The organism is Streptomyces sp. NPDC058307, from assembly GCF_042880295.1.
Classification (GTDB): Bacteria; Actinomycetota; Actinomycetes; order Streptomycetales; family Streptomycetaceae; genus Streptomyces.
This window is the reverse complement of the sequence record NZ_JBHVYZ010000033.1, coordinates 43,769-61,405: the sequence shown is the minus strand read 5'-3', so window position 1 is coordinate 61,405 and position 17,637 is coordinate 43,769. Positions and strand designations below refer to the sequence as shown.

The following is a 17,637-nucleotide window of genomic DNA, read 5'->3' as shown; positions in this document are numbered from 1 at the left end:
TCCCCCCGGGCTCTCCCCAGAGCCCGCTATGAAATTGATGTGGCCATGCTGTGAAGCAGTGACAGGGGAAACGTATGGGACTCCCTTTGCCAATTCAAGGGCATATCAAGAATGAGCCGCCCGATAGGCCGCTTTTGTGCTACTTCTCATGCCTTATAAAGGATCCTCAGCGCGGGAGGAAGCGCGCGGCACGTACAGCGGATCCGCCCGCTTCGGCCGGATCGGAGAGCGGACACGCCGGCAGGACGGAACTCACGTCGGCCTCGCGCTGACTGTCCACAACCCATCGGCGTCAAGCTGGGGCCAGCCATGCCGCCGGAAGACACCGTCGCCCGGAGCCGGACGCTGAATCCCAGCCTCCAACAGGAGCGGCCACGCGAGCCGGAGGACGCTGTCCCTCATACGACGGCATCGCTGCCGGATAGCCGAATGCGTCCGAAACTGAAGTTGTCAGGACCAGACAGTCCCGCTGCTTCCCACCGCCGCATCGAAGACGCTCTCATTTTCGCTCCGTGGATCCAGGGGCAACGACAGGCCGCTGATGGAGTGTCACGCACGCCTGTCCACCGGTCGTCCACCGAACCTCATTGCGTTGGCCCGACCCGCCCCTCCCAGACAAGCAAAAGCCCAGCTCAGAGACTCAAGCCCGCAACATGGTCACGGAAATACAACCCCGGACCTACGCATTACGATGCGCGGACGACAGGTACCCAATCGGCCAGGATTCCAAGGTCACCGGAAACAAAAAACCCCAGGTCACGGCGAGTGAGTCCCAGGGTTTTTCGGAGCCGCCTTCGGGGTTCGAACCCGAGACCTACGCATTACGAGACCATGAGTGATCGTGTTGCGTAGTGCCTCGTCGTGCTGTCCGGTGACGTTTTTCCTGATCAGAGCACGTGCGACAGGTTGACCCGTGTCACCCCGTGATGCGCTGTCCAAAGGCGTCTGTCCACCGGCTGTCCACCGGCGGAGTCCTCACGGCCCGCCAGTGAGACTGCCGCCCGGCGATCAGCGCTGCTGTCGAGCGGTCGGGAGGGCCGAGCGGAAATCACTGTGAGACCCCCACAAGCGCCCTCTCTGGTGGGTTCGGACAGCGCGGATGACGTGCACGTACGGTTCTGAGGGGGCCGGGGTCCAGCAATGGACTCCGGCTACCCGACAGGAGTAGCGGGTCCCGTCCTGCGTCCGTGTTGAGGGCAGATGCCGCGAGTGGTTACCCAGGCCGGTCTGTCCTGCTGATCGAGAGAGTCCGCAAGTCCGACTTGGACACCGCGATATCAGCGTCGCTGGCACCATGGCGCGAACCCCGGTCCGTGCACGATCCGGGCAAGGTCCTGCTGGATGTGGCCCTGGCCGTCGCGCTCGGCGGCGACTGTCTGGCTGACGTCGGCATGGTGCGGACCGAGCCAGGTCTGTTCGGCCCGGTGGCCTCCGATCCGGCGGTGTCCCGGCTGATCGACATGCCGGCATGGGACAGGAATCGGGCGCTGACCGAACGGCGCAGGGTCTGTTCTCGCCGCACGGCTTGCAGGAACGGCGGATGCAGGCTCCCCCCGGTCTCGCCGACCGAGATGGTGAGGGTGCCGAGGAGATCGAAGTTGCGCCAGAACTACGACGACTTGCAGCTTGCTTTGGTGGCCAGCAAAGCGACGAAGCCACGCTTGGCTCGCTGGGCGGAATAGTCTCGAACTCGGAGGGTCCAGCCGTCCTTGACGAGGGTTACCCGCCGCATTCCCTTCAGCAGGGTGCGGCGCTCTCCACCCCAGCCGTCGCCGCGAAGGCTGGCGACAGTGGCGTCCACGGGGTCGGGCCCATGCTGGGACAACGGCTGCAGCAGGTAGCCGATGACGCAGCCCTGCTCGTCCTTGGTGGGCTCGTCCAACAAGGACAGGCCGCCCGAACGGAAGGCGGCCGTCAGTTCCTGCTCGATGTCGCGTGCCTTCGCGGCCGGGATCGCGGTCGTGGACGCAGCCTTGGACGTGGATTCACCCGAGGACACCGGCGTCGTGCCGCAGCCGGCGAGCAGGGCCAGCAGTGCGCCGGTGACGCTCGCGACGGCCGCCACCCTTACCGACCGTGGTTCGGGGCGGCGGTGGTTCTCATCCCTGGACAAGTTTCGCAATGCCTTCACCTGCCTGATCGGCCGCGGTGTAGAGATCACGGACCTTCTCCAGGTAGCGGCCGAGGATTTCCAGGTAACCGGCCGGGATATCGCCGTGGCGAAACGTCCTCGCGATCTCGTCCGTGTGGTCGGCGACGGACCGTTCGACGTCGATGGCGACCAGGAAACGGGCTGCGACCGTCACCTCGTCCGGCGGGAGGTAGAAGCAGGCGGTGCCGAGGTCGTCGTCACCGAGGAGGTCACCCATGGTGATGGGAAGTTCGCTGATCTCCTCAGGCCCCTGAGCCAGCAGGATCTGCTCCAGGACCTCCCACTCGCGGCCGAGAAAGCACTCGCTCTCCACACCGCTGCGTTCACCCGAGAATCCGGCTACGACATGCCGGAATCCCTTGTCCGCATCCGCAGCAGAAATCCTTCGAAGCGTCATATCCATTGCCAGTCACTCCGATCCACAGACCTCAAGAGCCTCATTGTACCGTCACCTCACGGGATGACAGGGAGCGGCATCGGGAAGCCGCCTCCAACCGGGCTCTTGGGCATCCACGGATTGTTGGACCAGTCATGGTTCGTGATGTTCTCATGCCACCAGTTCTGCGTTTTCTCCCACAATGAATCCTCGTTTTCCTGCTCCTGCTCCTGGACTTGCGGCCCGGGCAAGGTGATCCGTTTGATCTCTTTGGTCTTATAGGCGATCACACCCTTGCTGCGAGTGGACGGATACGACTGGACCCATTCATTTTTCTTGAAGTTGTTGATGCCCTCTTGGGGCGGTATGTCGAATCCGACCTTGGCCTTCAAATACCCCATACCCATGCCGTTGAGCTGCTTCTGCAGGTATTTGACCTTGTCCGTCACTTCCTTTCCGCCCTTGCGTTCCGCTTCTCCGCCGCCGTGCTTCACATCCCAGACGTAAACGCTGTCGTCGGTCCAGTACAGAAGGTCGGCCCAGCCGTCTTCCTTTCCGGGATGGTCACTCGACCCACCTTTGATCCAGTTCTCGGAATCACGGATCTTCGCGGTCTGCTGCAGATCGACCGTCACGACGCCGCCGCCATGCGGCTGGACCATCACCAGCCATGACTTGGCCATCAGAATCGTGGTGTCGTGAGCCAGGGTGTACTTCTCACGGACCTTCTTGAAAGCCTCGGCCCGCGCCTTGCGCTTTCGCTCTTCGTCCTCTCGCTTCTTCCGTGCCTGTTCCTGCTCGTACTGCATCCGGTCCGGGTCGTACAGCCCGGTCGGGTCACTCTGCGTCGTGGGGTTGTTGTGGCTGTAGGCGTAGCCATTGATCTGGAGCGGATCGGCCGCGTCGATGACCGGGTCGGCTGACAGGAAGCGCCCGGTGGACGGGTCGTACTCGCGCGCGCCCAGGTGGGTGAGGGCGGTAGTGGTGTCGTCGATGCCGCTACCGAGATACGAACGGCTGTTTGGCCAGCTTGTCGGCTTGGTTCCGCGGACCTCTCCGTAGGGCTTGAAGGAGCGACGCGTGTAAGGCTGCCCGCTGGTCTCGTCCACCGACAGGGTGGCTGTGCCGAGGGGATCGCTCAGCAGAACGCTGAGCTTGTGCCCCGTAGTGCTGCCGTACTTGGTGGAGCGGACCACCGACGGCGCGCCCTTGTGCGTGTACGTGCGGGTGGCCTGTACGGCGTTGCCCTTGGCGTCCGCGGAGACTTCGGTCTCGCCGAGGTAGAGCACGCTGCCGGCCGCGGAGTGCTGGAGGATCCGGTTGCCCTCGGCGTCGTAGACGTACGACGTGTGGTCGGCGGGGATCCACTGCTGAGCAGCGCTGCCGTTGCAGGTGTACAGCTGCAGGTCGGTGCCGTCGGCGTCATTGGAACTGGGTACGTCGATGCATTTGCCGGAGGCCGGGTTGTAAAGGCTCTTGTCCGAGGTGCGAACGGTGAACTTCTGGGCGGCGCTGCCATCACAGGTGGCAAGCAGGATCTTGGTGCCGTTGGCCGTACCGTTGGCGCTGGCACATTTGCCCATCACACGCAGGGTGTCACCGGTCGGTTTCCACTGCTGTGCGACGGTGTTGTTGCACGAGTAGAGCTGGATTGCGCTGCCGTCGGCGGTGGAGCTGCTGGTGTCGTCCATGCACTTGCCGGACAAGCCGACGACCGCGCCCGCGCCGTCACCGAACCCCGTGACGTCCGTGACCTTGTTCTCGGAGTTCCAGACGAGGCTCTGGCTGCCACCGGTCAAGGACCGGGTCTTGGTGTTGCCCGTCGCGTCATTGACGTAGGTGAGGTCGGCGCCGGTCGCCGGGTCGGTCTTGGTGAGGGTGTGTGGCTGGGTCAGCTTCGGAGCGCTCGTGCCGTTGCCGCTCACCAGGGTGCCGTAGGAGTACGTACTGGTCTCGTCCAGCGCGGAGTCGGCCGGGTTGTGCTCGGTCAGCGAGGCGCGGTTGCCGATGGTGTCGAAGGTGAACGACTGCCAGTAGGCGGTGGTGCCGGTCGCGACGGTGCCGGAGGCCGGGGCCGCGCCCGCCAGCGACGCGGAGATGTCGACGCTGCTGCCGGCGGAGTCGGTCGCGGCGGCCTCGGCGATCGGACCGGTGGAGGACTGGCCGTCCTCGCGGTAACCCCAGACCGTGCCCGAGGCGGACTTGCAGCCCGTGCCGGCGGTGCCGACGGAGGTGCTGGAGGTCCAGGCGTGGACCAGTTCACCGAGGTTGTCATAGGTGAAGCACTGGTTGTCCCAGGCGGAGGTCGTTCCGTCGGTGAGCTTGCGCGCTGTGGAGGTGACGTTTCCGGCGCGGTCGTACGAGTAGTAACTGTCCGCCAGGCGATGGGAGTTCGCCGTCTCCCGGTCCCACACCGAGCGCTGCAGGCGCCCGGTGTGTTCGTCGATGAAGTTGCTGGTCCACACCCGGTAGGGCTGCGGGCCGCTGACGGTCCGGAGGGGTTCGCCGTACGGGGAGTAGGTGACGTCGCTGGTGTACCAGCTGAGGCCGGAGGTCGACACGGGGAGGCCGTCGGTGTCGTAGCGGGTGACGACCTTCTCCTGGGCCAGTCCGCCGACCGCGGGCAGCGTGACGCTCAGTGGCTTGCCGCCGGGAGTGTAGGTGTAGCTGTACTTGTAGGTGCCGGAGAGGCCCGTCGTGTTCGCGTTCGCCGGGATGACGATCTCGCGTCCCGTGGGCCGGTACTCGGTGTCGTAACCGGTGACGCGGGTGATGTAGTCGCCGGTGGCGTCGTGGCGTATGGAGGAAGCCGGCTGACCCAGGGCGCCGGCCGGGTCGTAGGTGAACTCCTTGACCGGGGCTGCGTCGGGAGAACCCTCGCGGGAGGCGGTGACCCGCCCGATCTCGTCATAGGAGGTGTAGACGGTCTTCAGCGAGGAGTCGGTGACACTGACCGTGCGGTCCAGGTCGTCGTAGCCGAAGGACGAGGCGCCGGTGTCCGGGTCGGTGGAATCGGTCAGACGGCCGCGAGCGTCGTAGGTGGACGTCCACAGGTTGCCGGCCGCGTCCTTGACCGTGGTGCGGTTGCCGCGGGCGTCGTAGCTGTACTCGGTGTTGCGCCAGTGGCTCAGCCCCACATTGGTGTAGTGCTGAATGAGGTTGACCCGGCCGAGCGCGTCGGTCCACGACTTGACCGCGGGTGTGGCGCCGCCGGCCGGACGCCTGAGCGTCCAGTTGTCACCGTAGGTGGTGCTGTCCGAGTACACGGCCTTGCCGCTATGGACCGTGGTCGTCCTGACGGGGCGCTCCAGGCCGTCGTAGGTGGTCCATTTGAGACTGGGAACCGTGGAGTCGCTCGCCCGCTTGAACTGCGCGGCAACCGGATCGCCCTTGGCTAGGTAGCTTCCGGTCTGTTCGCGGACCAGGCCATGGTCGTCGTAGCGGGTGTCGGTGATGACCCGGCCGGGGCCGTGCGCGTCGCTCTGGGTCTGGATCGGACGCATCAGGCCGTCGTAGATGGTGACCTGCTTGGCGTACTCGCCGTTGTCCTTCAGGCTTTTGACGGTCACCGCCGTCGGCTTGGTCACCGTGGCCGTGGCGGTCGCCATCTGGTAGCTGATCACCACGTCGGGGGTCTGGTCGCCGGATGAACGCGCGGCGGTCCAGCCCTTCACCAGACGGCCCAGGGCGTCGTACTCATTGCGGACGACCCGGCCGTTGGGATCGGTGACGGTGAGAGTCAGGCCGCGCCCCGGATCAATGGTGCTGACCGAGGTGTGGCCCTTCGCGTTGATGGTCGTGATGGCGGTGACCGGTCCTCCGTCGTCACCGGGGGTGTACTGGGTCTCGGTGGTCTTCTTGAGCGCGTCCGTCACCTTCCGGACCCGGCCGAGCGGGTCGTAGGTGGTGCCGGTGACCACCGAATAGGAGGTGCCGGCGCCATTGGTCGACGCGGAACTGGTGGCAAGACCCCTGGTCGGGGCCGCGCCCCACGCGCCGTCGTCGTAGCTGACCCGGGTGGCCTCGATCAGCTGGGTCGCCGGATCCGCCTTGTCGTAGTCCGCACACGACGTCGCGGTCTTGCGGACCTGCTTGGGCAACCCGATGAGGTGGGCCGACTCGTTGGCGACGTAGTCGGTCTTGGCACAGGTGAAGTCGCTGAGGGTTTCACCGCCGCTGCTGTTCGGTTTGACGACCTCGGTCTGCACCTGGACCGGCAAGCCGTAGTCGGAGTCGACCTCCGTCTCCGTACGCACCGCCTGCCAACCGGAGCCGACCGTCTGGATGTCGTCGGTGCGCTTGATGCCCGCGCGCTGGGCCGCCAGTGGGGACAGGCCGCCGTCCCGGTCACGGGAGGCCGTCTGCTTCGACCAGGGGAAGTTCAGGGTGCGCTTGAGGACGCGGCCGCCCGTGCCGTCGTAGGAGATCGCCTCGGCGACCATGCCCGCGTACTGGGGCGCGTCGTCGGCGACGAGGGTGACCTCGCCCTTGTAGTCCTTGACCGCGCCGCCCGCGCCCCGGAAGTAGCGCTTGACGGAGAACGACTGGGTCTGGGGTACACCGACGCCGGCGCTGTTCTTCGCACCCTTGACCGTGGTGACCTCCTGGTAGCCGCGCCAGACGCTGTAGGTGCGCAGGGAGGGCTTGGAGAACTCGTCGTCGTCCTTGCCCCAGGCGGCCCCGGAGTAGGTGTACTTGCTGGTGATGCGATCCGATGAGCCAGTGATCCTGTCGGTCTCGGTGACCGAGTGCACGACGTACTTGTCGAACCAGGCCAGAGCCGGCTTCTCCAGGTCGCCGTCCGGGGACCAGCGCACCGGATAGCAGGTGCCCTGGTTGCTCTCCGGCGCCACGGAGGGCTCGGTCCTGCAACCGCCCTTGTAGACGACCTCGATATCGCCGCCGTTCTCCGTGGACACCGTGCCGATCCGCGGGCGGGTGAAGCCGGGACGCGGATCGCCCTTGTAACGGGGGACGAGGTTGGGCAGCTGCTGGTCCTTCAGGTAACTGCCGAGCGGATCGCCCTTGTCCACGACGTAGGGGCCGAAGCTGACACCGGACGTCGTCAGCGTGGTGCCGGTGCTGTCACCGGGCGCGTAGCCGGTGCGGGTGATGGAGTTCAGCCAGAGCCCGGGTGAGGTGTTGTACCAGTCGCGGGGGAAGGACTGATGAAGGGTGTACGTGTCCACCTTGGCGAGCCCGGTGACGCCGGGGCGGGCGCCATAGGTGGTCACGGATGCCAGCCGCATCCGCGTCCAGAACGATGGGAAGGCCGGACACAGTTTGGAACCGGACTTGCAGTTGAGGTTGCCCGGGCTGTCCCACCAGGGGCGGTACGAGGCGGGATTCTTGGTGTCGTCGAACTTCTCGGCGGCGCAGGAGCCGTCGGTCTCCAGGCAGCGCTGCCCGGTGTCGAGGACGACCTTCGCGGAAGGCTTGGTGAGGTCCTTGGTACGCAGCCCGTACTCGATGCTGGTCGGGTACCCGCCGCGGACGTACGGCACGGGGTTCTTGAACTTCTTGTTGGCCGCGTAGTAGTTGGTCTCCCGCTGCCAGTTGACGACCATCGCGTTGCCGTGGACGTCAACGACCTTGTCCAGACCCCATTGCCAGGCCTGGGTGCAGCGGGAGTCGGCGAAGGTGTCCTTGTGGCAGGGCTCCTCGGGATGGTTGCCGTAGACCGGGACGGTGAAGACGGAGCCGGTGTCGGCATGACCGCCCCCGACCTTGTTCAGGCCGTAGAAGTACTGGGTGCCGTCATTGGTGGTGACGATCCAGTACTCGCCGTTCTCGTCACCGTTGTCCGCGCCGGTCCGGTGCTCGACCCTGGTGCCGTCGTCCTGCTCCGGCCGGTAGGTGTCGGAGCTGCCCACGCGCACCAGTTCGGTGGTCTTGCCACCGAGCGTCATCACGGCGTTGTACGAGACCCAGCACAGGTCCGAGGTCTTGTACTTCTTCTCCTTGTTGTTGGCCGCCCCGGCACCGATGTCCTCGCGGTCGTCCTTGCAGGTGCGGTAACGGCGCTCGATGTGGCCCGGGTCGTAGTCCCAGCCCTCTCCGATCCAGGAGGCCTGCGGAGATGTGGTCGCCGTCTTGCCGTCCACTGCCTGCGAGTTGTAGTCGAACGAGATGTCGGGCTTGGGACCCGCCGGGGTGGGCGGCACCTGCAGGGGGTACGACCAGGTGAAGGCGCCCGACGAACCACCGGCGCTCCACTTGCCGTCACCGGCCAGCGGCGTCGCCTTGAACGTGCCGCCCGGCCCCGAACCCGAATCCACCGCACCGACCACCGCCTTGTCCCCGGTGGCCGCCGCCGGACGGACGTACGACGCCTGGAGGATCCCCGAAGACGCCGAGGCGCTGGTCGTCGAGGCGGAGGAGACCGTTCCGTCGGCGGCGGTGTCGACGGTGGCGGTGACGGTCCTGGAGTCGGGGTCGTTGACAGTCTCCAGCTCTGTGTAGGCCTGGCACTCCTCCAGGTCGGGGGTGGTGAGGTAGCAGTCGGGGAACTGCACGAACTGCAGACGGGAGGCCCAGTCTGCGCCGTAGAGGTTCTCGTACGTCTTGTAGCTGAGCTGGACGGAGATGGGCACCGCCCCGGTGGCGGGCGCGGTCACGGTGACCACCGCGCCGTCGACGCCGTCGGACTCGGCCGCCGTGCGGGGGGACACGGCCACTTGCCAAGTGCCGGTCGGCGCGGGGGCGTCCGGTGCCTGGCCGAGCTTGACGGGGAGGGCGCCGGCGGGCGTGTAGTCCGCCGGGGTCACCGTGGTGGTGCCGCCCAGGGCGGCCGTCTGAGTGGAGCCGCCGAAGGAGATGGCGGCGGTGCCGGACACGGCCGGGGTGGTGGTGCCGGCCGGGGCCTCGTGCTGAGCTTCGGGGCTGTCGACCGCGATGCTGTCGAGCTTGGCGTCGCGGGTCGAGCCACCGACCAGTGGCTCGACGGGCAGCTGCTCCAACGTGACGTCCTCGCGGGGCACTTCGGCGCTGCCGGGATCCGGGGGCGCCGCCATGGCGTCGGTCGGCAGCAGCCCCATCGCCAGCGCGAGGCCCATGGCCGGGAGCAGAGCGGAACGGCGGCCGCGCGAGCGGCGCACGGACGTGAAGACAGGCACAGCGAAACCCCCCGAACGGCATGAAGCGGCCGGATGGGCAGACAGAGCTGCGCAGGTGAAGCCGCGTCAAGAACGGCCTGATTTTGTGGGGGAGTTGTGGGGAAAGCCAGAGTTCCCTGTGGCTGTGTGGTGATCATCACGCCGCGTAACGGTCATGCCCGTTCATAGCCGGGCCCAATGACACCCCAACAGACCGCAATGAGTCGGCCACCGAAAGCGGGCGCGTGACGGCCGCTGCTCCTTCGGACATGATCTGGTCCCGTTGTCCGATGGGGGAAAGGGAACGCGCGCATGACGACCACAGGGCCGAGCAGATGGCGCCGCATGTCCGGTCGCCGGATCACCGCGGCGGCCGTCGTGGCCGCCGTAGCGGCCTCCGGTCTGACGTACGCCGGGCTGAACGGCGGCGGCGACGGAGGCCGGCCGCACCCCGGGGCGCCGGCCCGGCACAGCGCACCGCTGAGCGAGGCCGACGCGGCGGCGAAGGCAGCGCGGACCGGAATGCCGGTCGAGGTCACCGGACTGCGCACGGCGTACGAGACCACCTGGGCGCGGCCGGACGGGTTGCTGCAGCGCCGGGTCCACTCCACGCCGATCCGGGCCAAGGGCGGCGGGAAGTGGCGAGCGATCGACACAACCCTCACCCACACCGCGGACGGCTGGTCTCCCAGGGCGACCAATGTGCGGATGACCTTCTCGGCGGGTACGCGAGCCGGCACCCGGTCAGGCGACGAGCGGGCCGATCGCGGCGCGGGCGCACGCCGGATGCCGCTGCTCACGCAGGTGGACGCCACGACTTCCAACGCGCTGGTGACACTCAGCACCGGTGGCCACGACATCGTCCTGACCTGGCCCGGCGTCATACCGACGCCCGTCATCGACGGCTCCCGCGCGCTCTACCCCGAGATCCTGCCGGGAGCGGACCTGGTGCTGACGGCGGACGACGGCGGCTTCGCGCAGTTGCTGGTGGTCAAGACCCGTCAGGCTGCCGCTGATCCCCGCGTGGCGCAACTCTCGTACGGCCTGTCCTCTCCCGATCTGAGCTTCTCGCTGGACCCGACGACCGGCATCGTCAGCGCCGACGACACGGACGGCGAGGAGGTGGCGGTCTCCTCCACCCCGCTGATGTGGGACAACTCCGGCACCCCGGCTCTCACCGACGGCCAGGCAGGCAGCGGTGCCTCGCCGACCGCGTCCGAGAGCCTGTCCTCGGACGTCACCGGTGCGCCGGACGACTCGGAGTCGCCGACGGACGCCTCGCCCGAGCCCAGCGACAGCGTCAACGACGGCGACGAGGCGGACACCGACAACGAGACTCTGTCCGACGCGACCGACGAGGCCCCCGACCCGTCGGCCACCGAGAGCGAGGCGGCCGAGCCCTCCGTACCGGCCGAGGCGTCCCCGGACCCCACCCACAGTGGCGCGGCGGCGACACTCGATCTGCCGTCCCTTGCGGGGCCGCAGCCCGACTCGCGCGGCACGGTCGTCGAGACGGACCTGACCGGCCCGACCTGGACCCTGACGCCGGACCAGGACTTCCTCACCGACCCGGACACCGTCTACCCGGTCTTCATCGACCCGTCGGTGAGCAAGCACACCAATGACTGGACGACGGCGTACAGCCGCTACCCCAAGGCGAACTTCTACAACGGGCGGAACTTCAACAAGGGAACGCATGAGGCGCGCGTCGGCTTCGAGTCCGACACCTGGGGCACCGGCCGCTCGTTCTTCAGTATCGACTGGAACCCGGACCTGAAGGGCGCGTCCGTCATCAGCGCCAAGCTGCACGCGCTGGAGACCTACTCCTGGTCGTGCAGCGCCCGCACGATGAACGTGTATCTGACCGGGCCGATCAGCAACAAGACGAACTGGAACAACGCCCCGAAGATGACGGCCGGCAACAAGCTCGCGAGCAAGAGCTTCGCACACGGCTACAAGTCCGGGACCTGCCCGGACGACTACGAGGCCTTCGACGTCAAGTCCGCCGCGCAAAAAGCTGTGGCGGGCGGCTGGGACACGCTGACCATCGGCATGCGCGCCGGGGACGAGAACTCCGCGTACAGCTGGAAGAAGTTCCAGGCCGACGGCGGCAACGACCCGTACGTCGAACTGGTCTACAACCGCCCGCCCGCCGCGCCCTCGCACCTGGACCTCGACCCCGACCTGTCCTGCGACACCAGCTCCCCGTACATCAACGTCGGCGCCTCCTCGATCACCTTCTGGGCGAACTCCAGCGACAAGGACTCCAACCTGGCCTCCGTGCGCTTCGAGTTGTGGCCGACGGGCGGCAGCGGCAACCTGCTCGGCGCCAAGGGCAAGGTGTCGGTGGGCAGCCAAACCGCCTCCGCCCGGGTGCACACCGACCCGTTCTCCACCAGCGGGCTCAAGAACGGCGTCAAGTACTCCTGGCGGGCGAAATCCGTCGACAAGCGGGGCAGTTCCTCCGCGTACACGCCCAAGAAGACCCCGTGCCGCTTCGTCTTCGACAGCGCACGGCCCACTCCGCCCGTCGTCACCTCGACGCAGTTCCCCGACGCGGACGCGAAGGACAACGGCTTCGGGAACGACGGCGAGGACTCCACGTGGAGCACCATCAAGTTCGGCACGGCGGGCTCCTTCACCTTCAAGGCCTCGCAGACCGACGTCGTGAAGTACGAGTACGGCTTCAACGCGCCCACCTACACCGGTTCCTCCACCAGGACGAACGGCGCGGCTACCTCCACCCTGACCACCTGGTCCAGCGCCAAGCCTCCCCTCGCGGGGCCCAACGTGCTGTACGTACGGGCCGTTGACGACGCGGGAAACGTGTCCGACCCGCGGAAATACTTCTTCTACGTCACCCCGCGCGATGACGCCGACGCACCCGGCGACTTCACCGGCGACAACCTCCCCGACCTGATGGTCGTGGACGCGAACGGCAACCTGCGGATGTACCCGGAGCGCGCCACGACCGACCTGTCCAAGGGCACCGGCACGCTCGGATACTCCATGTCCGGCGCCTACCGCGAGAACCCCGCCAAGGACCCCAACGGCGGGGACGACGACGTGCCCCTGTACGTGGCACCGCCCTCGGGCTACTGGAAGAACACCCTGATCGCACACCTCGGCGACGTCTACGGCGGCGACGGTCTGCAGGACCTGATCGCGGTGCGCGAAGGCAAGCTGTGGGTGTACTCGGGCGACGGCTACGGCGCGGTCGACATCGGCAAACGCCACGAGATCCTGCTGCCGGCCGGTGCACCGGCCCCCTCCACGATCACTCAGATCGTCTCGGCCGGCGACGCCACGGGCGACGGCAAGCCCGACTTCTTCCTCACGGCCGGCGACGCGCTGTGGGCGCTGACCGGATACAACGGCGCCACCGTGGACGAGGCCCGGCGACTGTCCGCGTCAGCCTGGACCGACCGTGACCTCGTCACCGCCCAGGACATCTCCGGCGACGGCGTCACCGACTTCGTCTACCGCTCGGACGCCAGCGGACGCCTGCTGCTGCGCAAGGGCATCAAGGACAGCACAAGCGGCGGAGTCGACCTCGACTCACTGGCCTCGGGGGCCGCCTCCTCAGCTGGCGCGGACACCGAGTACGGCGCCTCCGGCTGGGGCAGTTCCAACATCCGGCTGCTCTTCGGCACCCCGGACGCCAACGGGGACGACATCCCCGATATCTGGACCCTGAAGGTGGACGGCACGGTCCGCTTCTACGCCGGCAGCCGCACAGCCCTGAGCGGCTCGGGCACGGAGATCATCAACGGCGGCTGGCAGAACAAGCTGACCATCGGCTGAATCGGGTCGGGGACTGGCACGGTAGCGACGGACACGGCAACTGTCGCTCCGTTTCCAGTCCCCACCGCTTCAAGTGTGCATGCGGTTTCCCCGTACACAGCGTCCGACATCGTTCACCGGCCGGTCGTGTCCCTCGTCGTGACCATGGAGCCCTATTGCGGCAGGTTCCAGTAGCCGCGTCGACCACACCACGGTTACTGAGCCCAGAGGACGCTCCACTCGGTTGAGCGAAGATCATGGATCGCCGCCGTGCAACTGACGGAGGGAATCGCGTGCAGCACCGCGCAGACCGGCGACCTTGATGTCGAGCGAGGGGCTGCCCCGTGTCGACGGAGATCATGGCGACTTGCCCCAACTCGGATCGCGCGGCCCGTCGACCGCACTTTCGATCCCCGACTGCACATGAGAACTGTCGGGACCGGACAGCTCCAGCGACGCCGATCGACCAAGAAAAGACCGGACCACTTCATCGGTCGCTGGTCGGCAGCGAAAACTCCCTGATGGACTGTCACACACGGCTGTCCACCGGCTGTCCACCGAGAGCCCTGGCACGAGCCTGATCCATCCCTCCCTGGCAGAGAAAAGGCCAGGTCAGACGCTTAAAGCTGAATCTTCGTCACAGAAGTGACACCTGCGACCTACGCATTACGATGCGTAGACCGCAGGGGCCCGATTAGCCCGAATTCCAAGGTCGCTCAAAACAAGAAACCCCAGGTCAGAGGCCCGACCTGGGGTTCACCATGGAGCCGCCTTCGGGATTCGAACCCGAGACCTACGCATTACGAGTGCGTTGCTCTGGCCATCTGAGCTAAGGCGGCGCGCCGTCCGCACCATGGTGCGATCAGCAACGTCGGCAAGTCTACACAGTTTCGGAGGGTGCTCCGAACCAGCCCCGGCGTGCGCTGTCCGGAGCTGTTCGTCGGTCCGGGGAGGGGGTCAGGAGCACCGTTTCCCGTCCACCGGCGGGGTCCCGCGAAGCAGGTACGCGTTGATCGCCGAGTCGATGCAGGCGCTGCCACGGCCGTAGGCGGTGTGGCCGTCTCCCTCGTAGGTGAGCAGGCGGGCCGAGGTGAGCTGGGCGGCCAGGGCGCGGGCCCAGCGGTAGGGAGTGGCCGGGTCGCGGGTGGTGCCGACCACGACGATCGGGCGGGCGCCGCGCGCCTCGATGCGGTGGGGCTCACCCGTGGGTCGCACCGGCCAGTACGCACAGCTGAGGGAGGCCCAGGCGAGGCCCGCGCCGAAGACGGGGGACGCCTTCTCGAAGGCCGGGACGGCCTTCTCCACTTCCTCGGGGCGGGCGTAGGCGGGCGGAAGGTCGAGGCAGTTCACCGCCGCGTTGGCGGACATCAGGTTGCTGTAGCGGCCGCCGGCGTCCCGCTCGTAGTAGCTGTCGGCGAGGACCAGCAGCCCCGCGCCGTCGTTCTCCTTCATGGCCGAGCCGAGCGCCTCCCGCAGTTGCGCCCAGGAGCTCTCGTCGTACATCGCCGCGATCACACCGGTCGTGGCGAGGGCCTCGCCGAGGGTGCGGCGGTCCGCGTCGCCGGTGGGGATCGGGTGCGCGTCGAGCTTCCTGAAGAAGGCCCTGAGCTTGCGGCCGACCTCCGCGCTCGGTGTGCCCTTCGCTCCGAGCGGGCAGTCCGGCTGCTGCACACAGTCCTTCGCGAACGACTGGAACGCCGTCTCGAAGCCCGCCGTCTGGTCGAGGTTCACCCGGCGCGCGGACAGCGAGGGGTCCAGCGCGCCGTCCAGCACCAGCCGCCCCGAGCGGCCGGGAAACAGTCCCGCGTACGTCGCCCCGAGGAACGTCCCGTACGACGCCCCCACGTAGTTCAGCTTCGCGTCGCCCAGTGCCGCCCGCACGATGTCCATGTCGCGAGCCGTCTCGACCGTCGACACATGCCGCAGCAGCTTCGCCGAGTGCGCGCCGCACTCCTGCGCGAACTTCTTGTAGGCGTCGACGAGTTCGGCCGTCTCGCGCGCGTTGTCGGGGGTGACGTCCGTCTGGGTGTACGTGTCCATGTCCCGCCCGTCGAGACATTCCACGGGTTCACTGCGGCCGACTCCGCGCGGGTCCACCGCGACCATGTCGTACCGGGCCCGCACCTCGGCCGGGTAGCCGATCCCGGCGTACGCCTGGACGTAGCCGACCGCCGAGCCGCCCGGTCCGCCCGGGTTCACGAACAGCGACCCGAGGCGCTTACCCGGCCCGGTGGCCTTCTTGCGGACGACGGCCAGCCGGACGTCCCCGCCGGCCGGCCTGTCGTAGTCGAGCGGCGCCCTCAGCGTCGCGCACTCGAAACCTGGGACCCCGCAGCCGTGCCAGCGCGCCTTCTGCCGGTAGTACGGCGACAGCGCGGCCGGTGTCGCCTGCGGCAACGCACCCAGGGCCACGTCGGCGGCCGAGGTGGCCGAGGCGGCCGAACTCGTCGAGGCGCCCGTGGAGCAGGCGGAGACGAGCAGCGCCGCGGACAGAAGGGCGCCGACGGTGCGGAGGGAGCGGGAGCTGCGCCTGGTGTGCATCAGGCGAGCGTAACTCTGTGCAGTTTACTGATTGCCATCCGTGTAAACAAAGCCTCGTACGAGTGACGTGGTCAACCCGCACGTGGTCAACCCACACGTGGGCAACCCGCACATGGTCACCCCGCACATGGTCACCCCGCACATGGTCAACCCGCTCTGAGCGCCATCGTCATGGCCTCCACCGCCAGCAGCGGGGCCACATTGCGGTCGAGGGCGTCGCGGCAGGCGCCGATCGCCTCGATACGGCGGAGCGTGGTCTCCGGGGTGCTGCCGCGGGCGAGTCGCTCCAGGGCGTCCTCGGCGTCCGCGTTGGCGATCGCGACCCGGGAGCCGAGCTGGAGGGCGAGGACGTCGCGGTAGAACGCGGTGAGGTCGGTCAGGGCCAGGTCGAGGCTGTCGCGCTGGGTACGGGTGCGGCGGCGCTTCTGCCGGTCCTCCAGGTCCTTCATCACCCCCGCGGTGCCGCGGGGCATGCGGCCGCCCTGGGAGGCACCCATCGCCGCCTTCATGTCCTCGGTCTCCTTGCCGTCCGTCTCCTCGGCGAGCTGCTTGGCGTCGTCGGCCGCCGCGTCGACGAGTTCCTGCGCCGCCCTGAGACAGCCGCCGATGTCCTCGACGCGCAGGGGCAGCTTCAGCACGGCGGCACGGCGCTCGCGCGCGGCCGGGTCGGTGGCCAGGCGGCGGGCCCGGTCGACGTGACCCTGGGTGGCACGGGCGGCGGCCATCGCGGCGGCCGGCTCGACGCCCTCCCGGCGCACGAGCATGTCGGCGACGGCCTCCACGGAGGGGGTGCTCAGGTTCAGATGGCGGCAGCGTGAGCGGATCGTCGGCAGGACGTCCTCGATGGACGGCGCGCACAGCATCCAGACCGTGCGCGGGGCGGGCTCCTCCACGGCCTTGAGGACCGCGTTGGCCGACTTCTCGTTCAGCCGCTCGGCGTCCTCGACGAGGATGATCTGCCAGCGGCCGGTCGCCGGTGAGGTGAAGGACTTCCTGACGGTGTCCCGCATGTCGTCGGCGAGGATCTGGGTGCCGACGGCGGCCACGGAAGTGACATCGGCGTGGGTGCCGATGAGTGCCGTATGACACCCGTCGCAGAACCCGCAGCCGGGGACTCCTCCGAGGGCCCGGTCCGGACTGACGCACTGCAGTGCGGCGGCGAAGGCCCTCGCCGCCTGGTTCCGGCCCGCCCCCGGGGGGCCCGTGAACAGCCAGGCATGGGTCATCTTCGACGCCTCGGGCGGCGGGGCGCCGGTGACGACGGCGGTGACCAGCGCATCGGCGTCCCGAGCGGCGGCCGCGAGCTGCTCGCTCACCCTCTCCTGGCCGACCAGGTCGTCCCATACGGTCATGGGTCACGCCGCCCTTTCGTCATGTTTCGCGCCGGCTGTCCATTGCTCCAGGGCTCCATTGTGCGGGCGAGCACTGACAATCGGCGTGGGCTCTCAGCGCCTGCGACGGCGGTCGTCCCCGTGCTCCTCGTCATGGGGCCCGAGCAACTCGTCGGCCAGCGTGGGCAGATCGTCCAGCGGAGTCTCCTCGGCCCAGTCCGACCGGGCCCTGCGCCGCGGTGTCCCCTCCGCGTCGACCTGCGGCAGCTCCCGCGTCCGCTCCTCGTCCCGGAAGTACCCCGGCGGCACCCGGTCCGACGGCCCATCCGCCGGCACAGGAGGCAGCACGGCCGTCTCGTC

The 17,637-nt window shown here is 68.0% G+C and carries 7 protein-coding genes, 1 tRNA gene and 2 pseudogenes; 3 read left to right on the top strand and 7 right to left on the bottom strand.

The window, feature by feature from the left end; all coding sequences use genetic code 11:
* The first annotated feature begins 148 nt into the window (after positions 1-148).
* Positions 149-349 carry a hypothetical protein gene (locus tag ACFVYN_RS23425; protein ID WP_390001488.1) on the top strand — a complete coding sequence of 67 codons (201 nt, stop codon included), beginning with the start codon at positions 149-151 and terminating at the stop codon, positions 347-349.
* 851 nt (positions 350-1,200) lie between these two features.
* A pseudogene (locus ACFVYN_RS23420) lies at positions 1,201-1,490 on the top strand (transposase); the annotation flags it as partial.
* Between the two features lie 119 nt (positions 1,491-1,609).
* Here the strand turns inward: ACFVYN_RS23420 and ACFVYN_RS23415 are convergent.
* Genes ACFVYN_RS23415 through ACFVYN_RS23405 form a run of 3 tightly spaced genes read right to left on the bottom strand, consistent with a single transcriptional unit; the run spans position 1,610 to position 9,583 of the window.
* Positions 1,610-2,065 (bottom strand): hypothetical protein, encoded by a 456-nt coding sequence (locus tag ACFVYN_RS23415; protein ID WP_390001486.1) that lies wholly within the window; start codon positions 2,063-2,065, stop codon positions 1,610-1,612.
* Positions 2,066-2,099: 34 nt separating this feature from the next.
* Complete coding sequence (locus ACFVYN_RS23410) at positions 2,100-2,549, bottom strand: hypothetical protein (RefSeq protein ID WP_390001484.1); 450 nt, start codon at positions 2,547-2,549, stop codon at positions 2,100-2,102.
* Between the two features lie 56 nt (positions 2,550-2,605).
* On the bottom strand, positions 2,606-9,583 hold the full coding sequence (locus ACFVYN_RS23405; protein ID WP_390001539.1) for a ricin-type beta-trefoil lectin domain protein: 6,978 nt from the start codon (positions 9,581-9,583) through the stop codon (positions 2,606-2,608).
* 351 nt (positions 9,584-9,934) lie between these two features.
* Here ACFVYN_RS23405 and ACFVYN_RS23400 point away from each other — a divergent pair, with 351 nt between their 5' ends.
* On the top strand, positions 9,935-13,426 hold the full coding sequence (locus tag ACFVYN_RS23400; RefSeq protein ID WP_390001483.1) for a DNRLRE domain-containing protein: 3,492 nt from the start codon (positions 9,935-9,937) through the stop codon (positions 13,424-13,426).
* Positions 13,427-14,167: 741 nt separating this feature from the next.
* On the opposite strand, the gene ACFVYN_RS23395 is transcribed toward ACFVYN_RS23400, so the two are convergent.
* The 4 genes and pseudogenes from ACFVYN_RS23395 to ACFVYN_RS23380 form a co-directional block, all read right to left on the bottom strand.
* Positions 14,168-14,244, bottom strand: a tRNA-Thr gene (locus ACFVYN_RS23395).
* 118 nt (positions 14,245-14,362) lie between these two features.
* Positions 14,363-15,946, bottom strand: coding sequence for an alpha/beta hydrolase (locus tag ACFVYN_RS23390; RefSeq protein ID WP_390001481.1), 1,584 nt, complete (start codon positions 15,944-15,946; stop codon positions 14,363-14,365).
* A 146-nt stretch (positions 15,947-16,092) separates the two neighbouring features.
* Positions 16,093-17,298, bottom strand: coding sequence for a DNA polymerase III subunit delta' (locus ACFVYN_RS23385; RefSeq protein WP_390001479.1), 1,206 nt, complete (start codon positions 17,296-17,298; stop codon positions 16,093-16,095).
* Between the two features lie 93 nt (positions 17,299-17,391).
* Positions 17,392-17,637, bottom strand: a pseudogene (locus ACFVYN_RS23380) (dTMP kinase); the annotation flags it as partial.

Coding starts and splice junctions, on each gene's coding strand:
- ACFVYN_RS23425 (WP_390001488.1), top strand. CDS start 149: ATGCCTTATAAAGGATCCTCAGCGCGGGAGGAAGCGCGCGGCACGTAC.
- ACFVYN_RS23385 (WP_390001479.1), bottom strand. CDS start 17,298: ATGACCGTATGGGACGACCTGGTCGGCCAGGAGAGGGTGAGCGAGCAG.
- ACFVYN_RS23400 (WP_390001483.1), top strand. CDS start 9,935: ATGACGACCACAGGGCCGAGCAGATGGCGCCGCATGTCCGGTCGCCGG.
- ACFVYN_RS23405 (WP_390001539.1), bottom strand. CDS start 9,583: ATGGGCCTCGCGCTGGCGATGGGGCTGCTGCCGACCGACGCCATGGCG.
- ACFVYN_RS23410 (WP_390001484.1), bottom strand. CDS start 2,549: ATGACGCTTCGAAGGATTTCTGCTGCGGATGCGGACAAGGGATTCCGG.
- ACFVYN_RS23390 (WP_390001481.1), bottom strand. CDS start 15,946: ATGCACACCAGGCGCAGCTCCCGCTCCCTCCGCACCGTCGGCGCCCTT.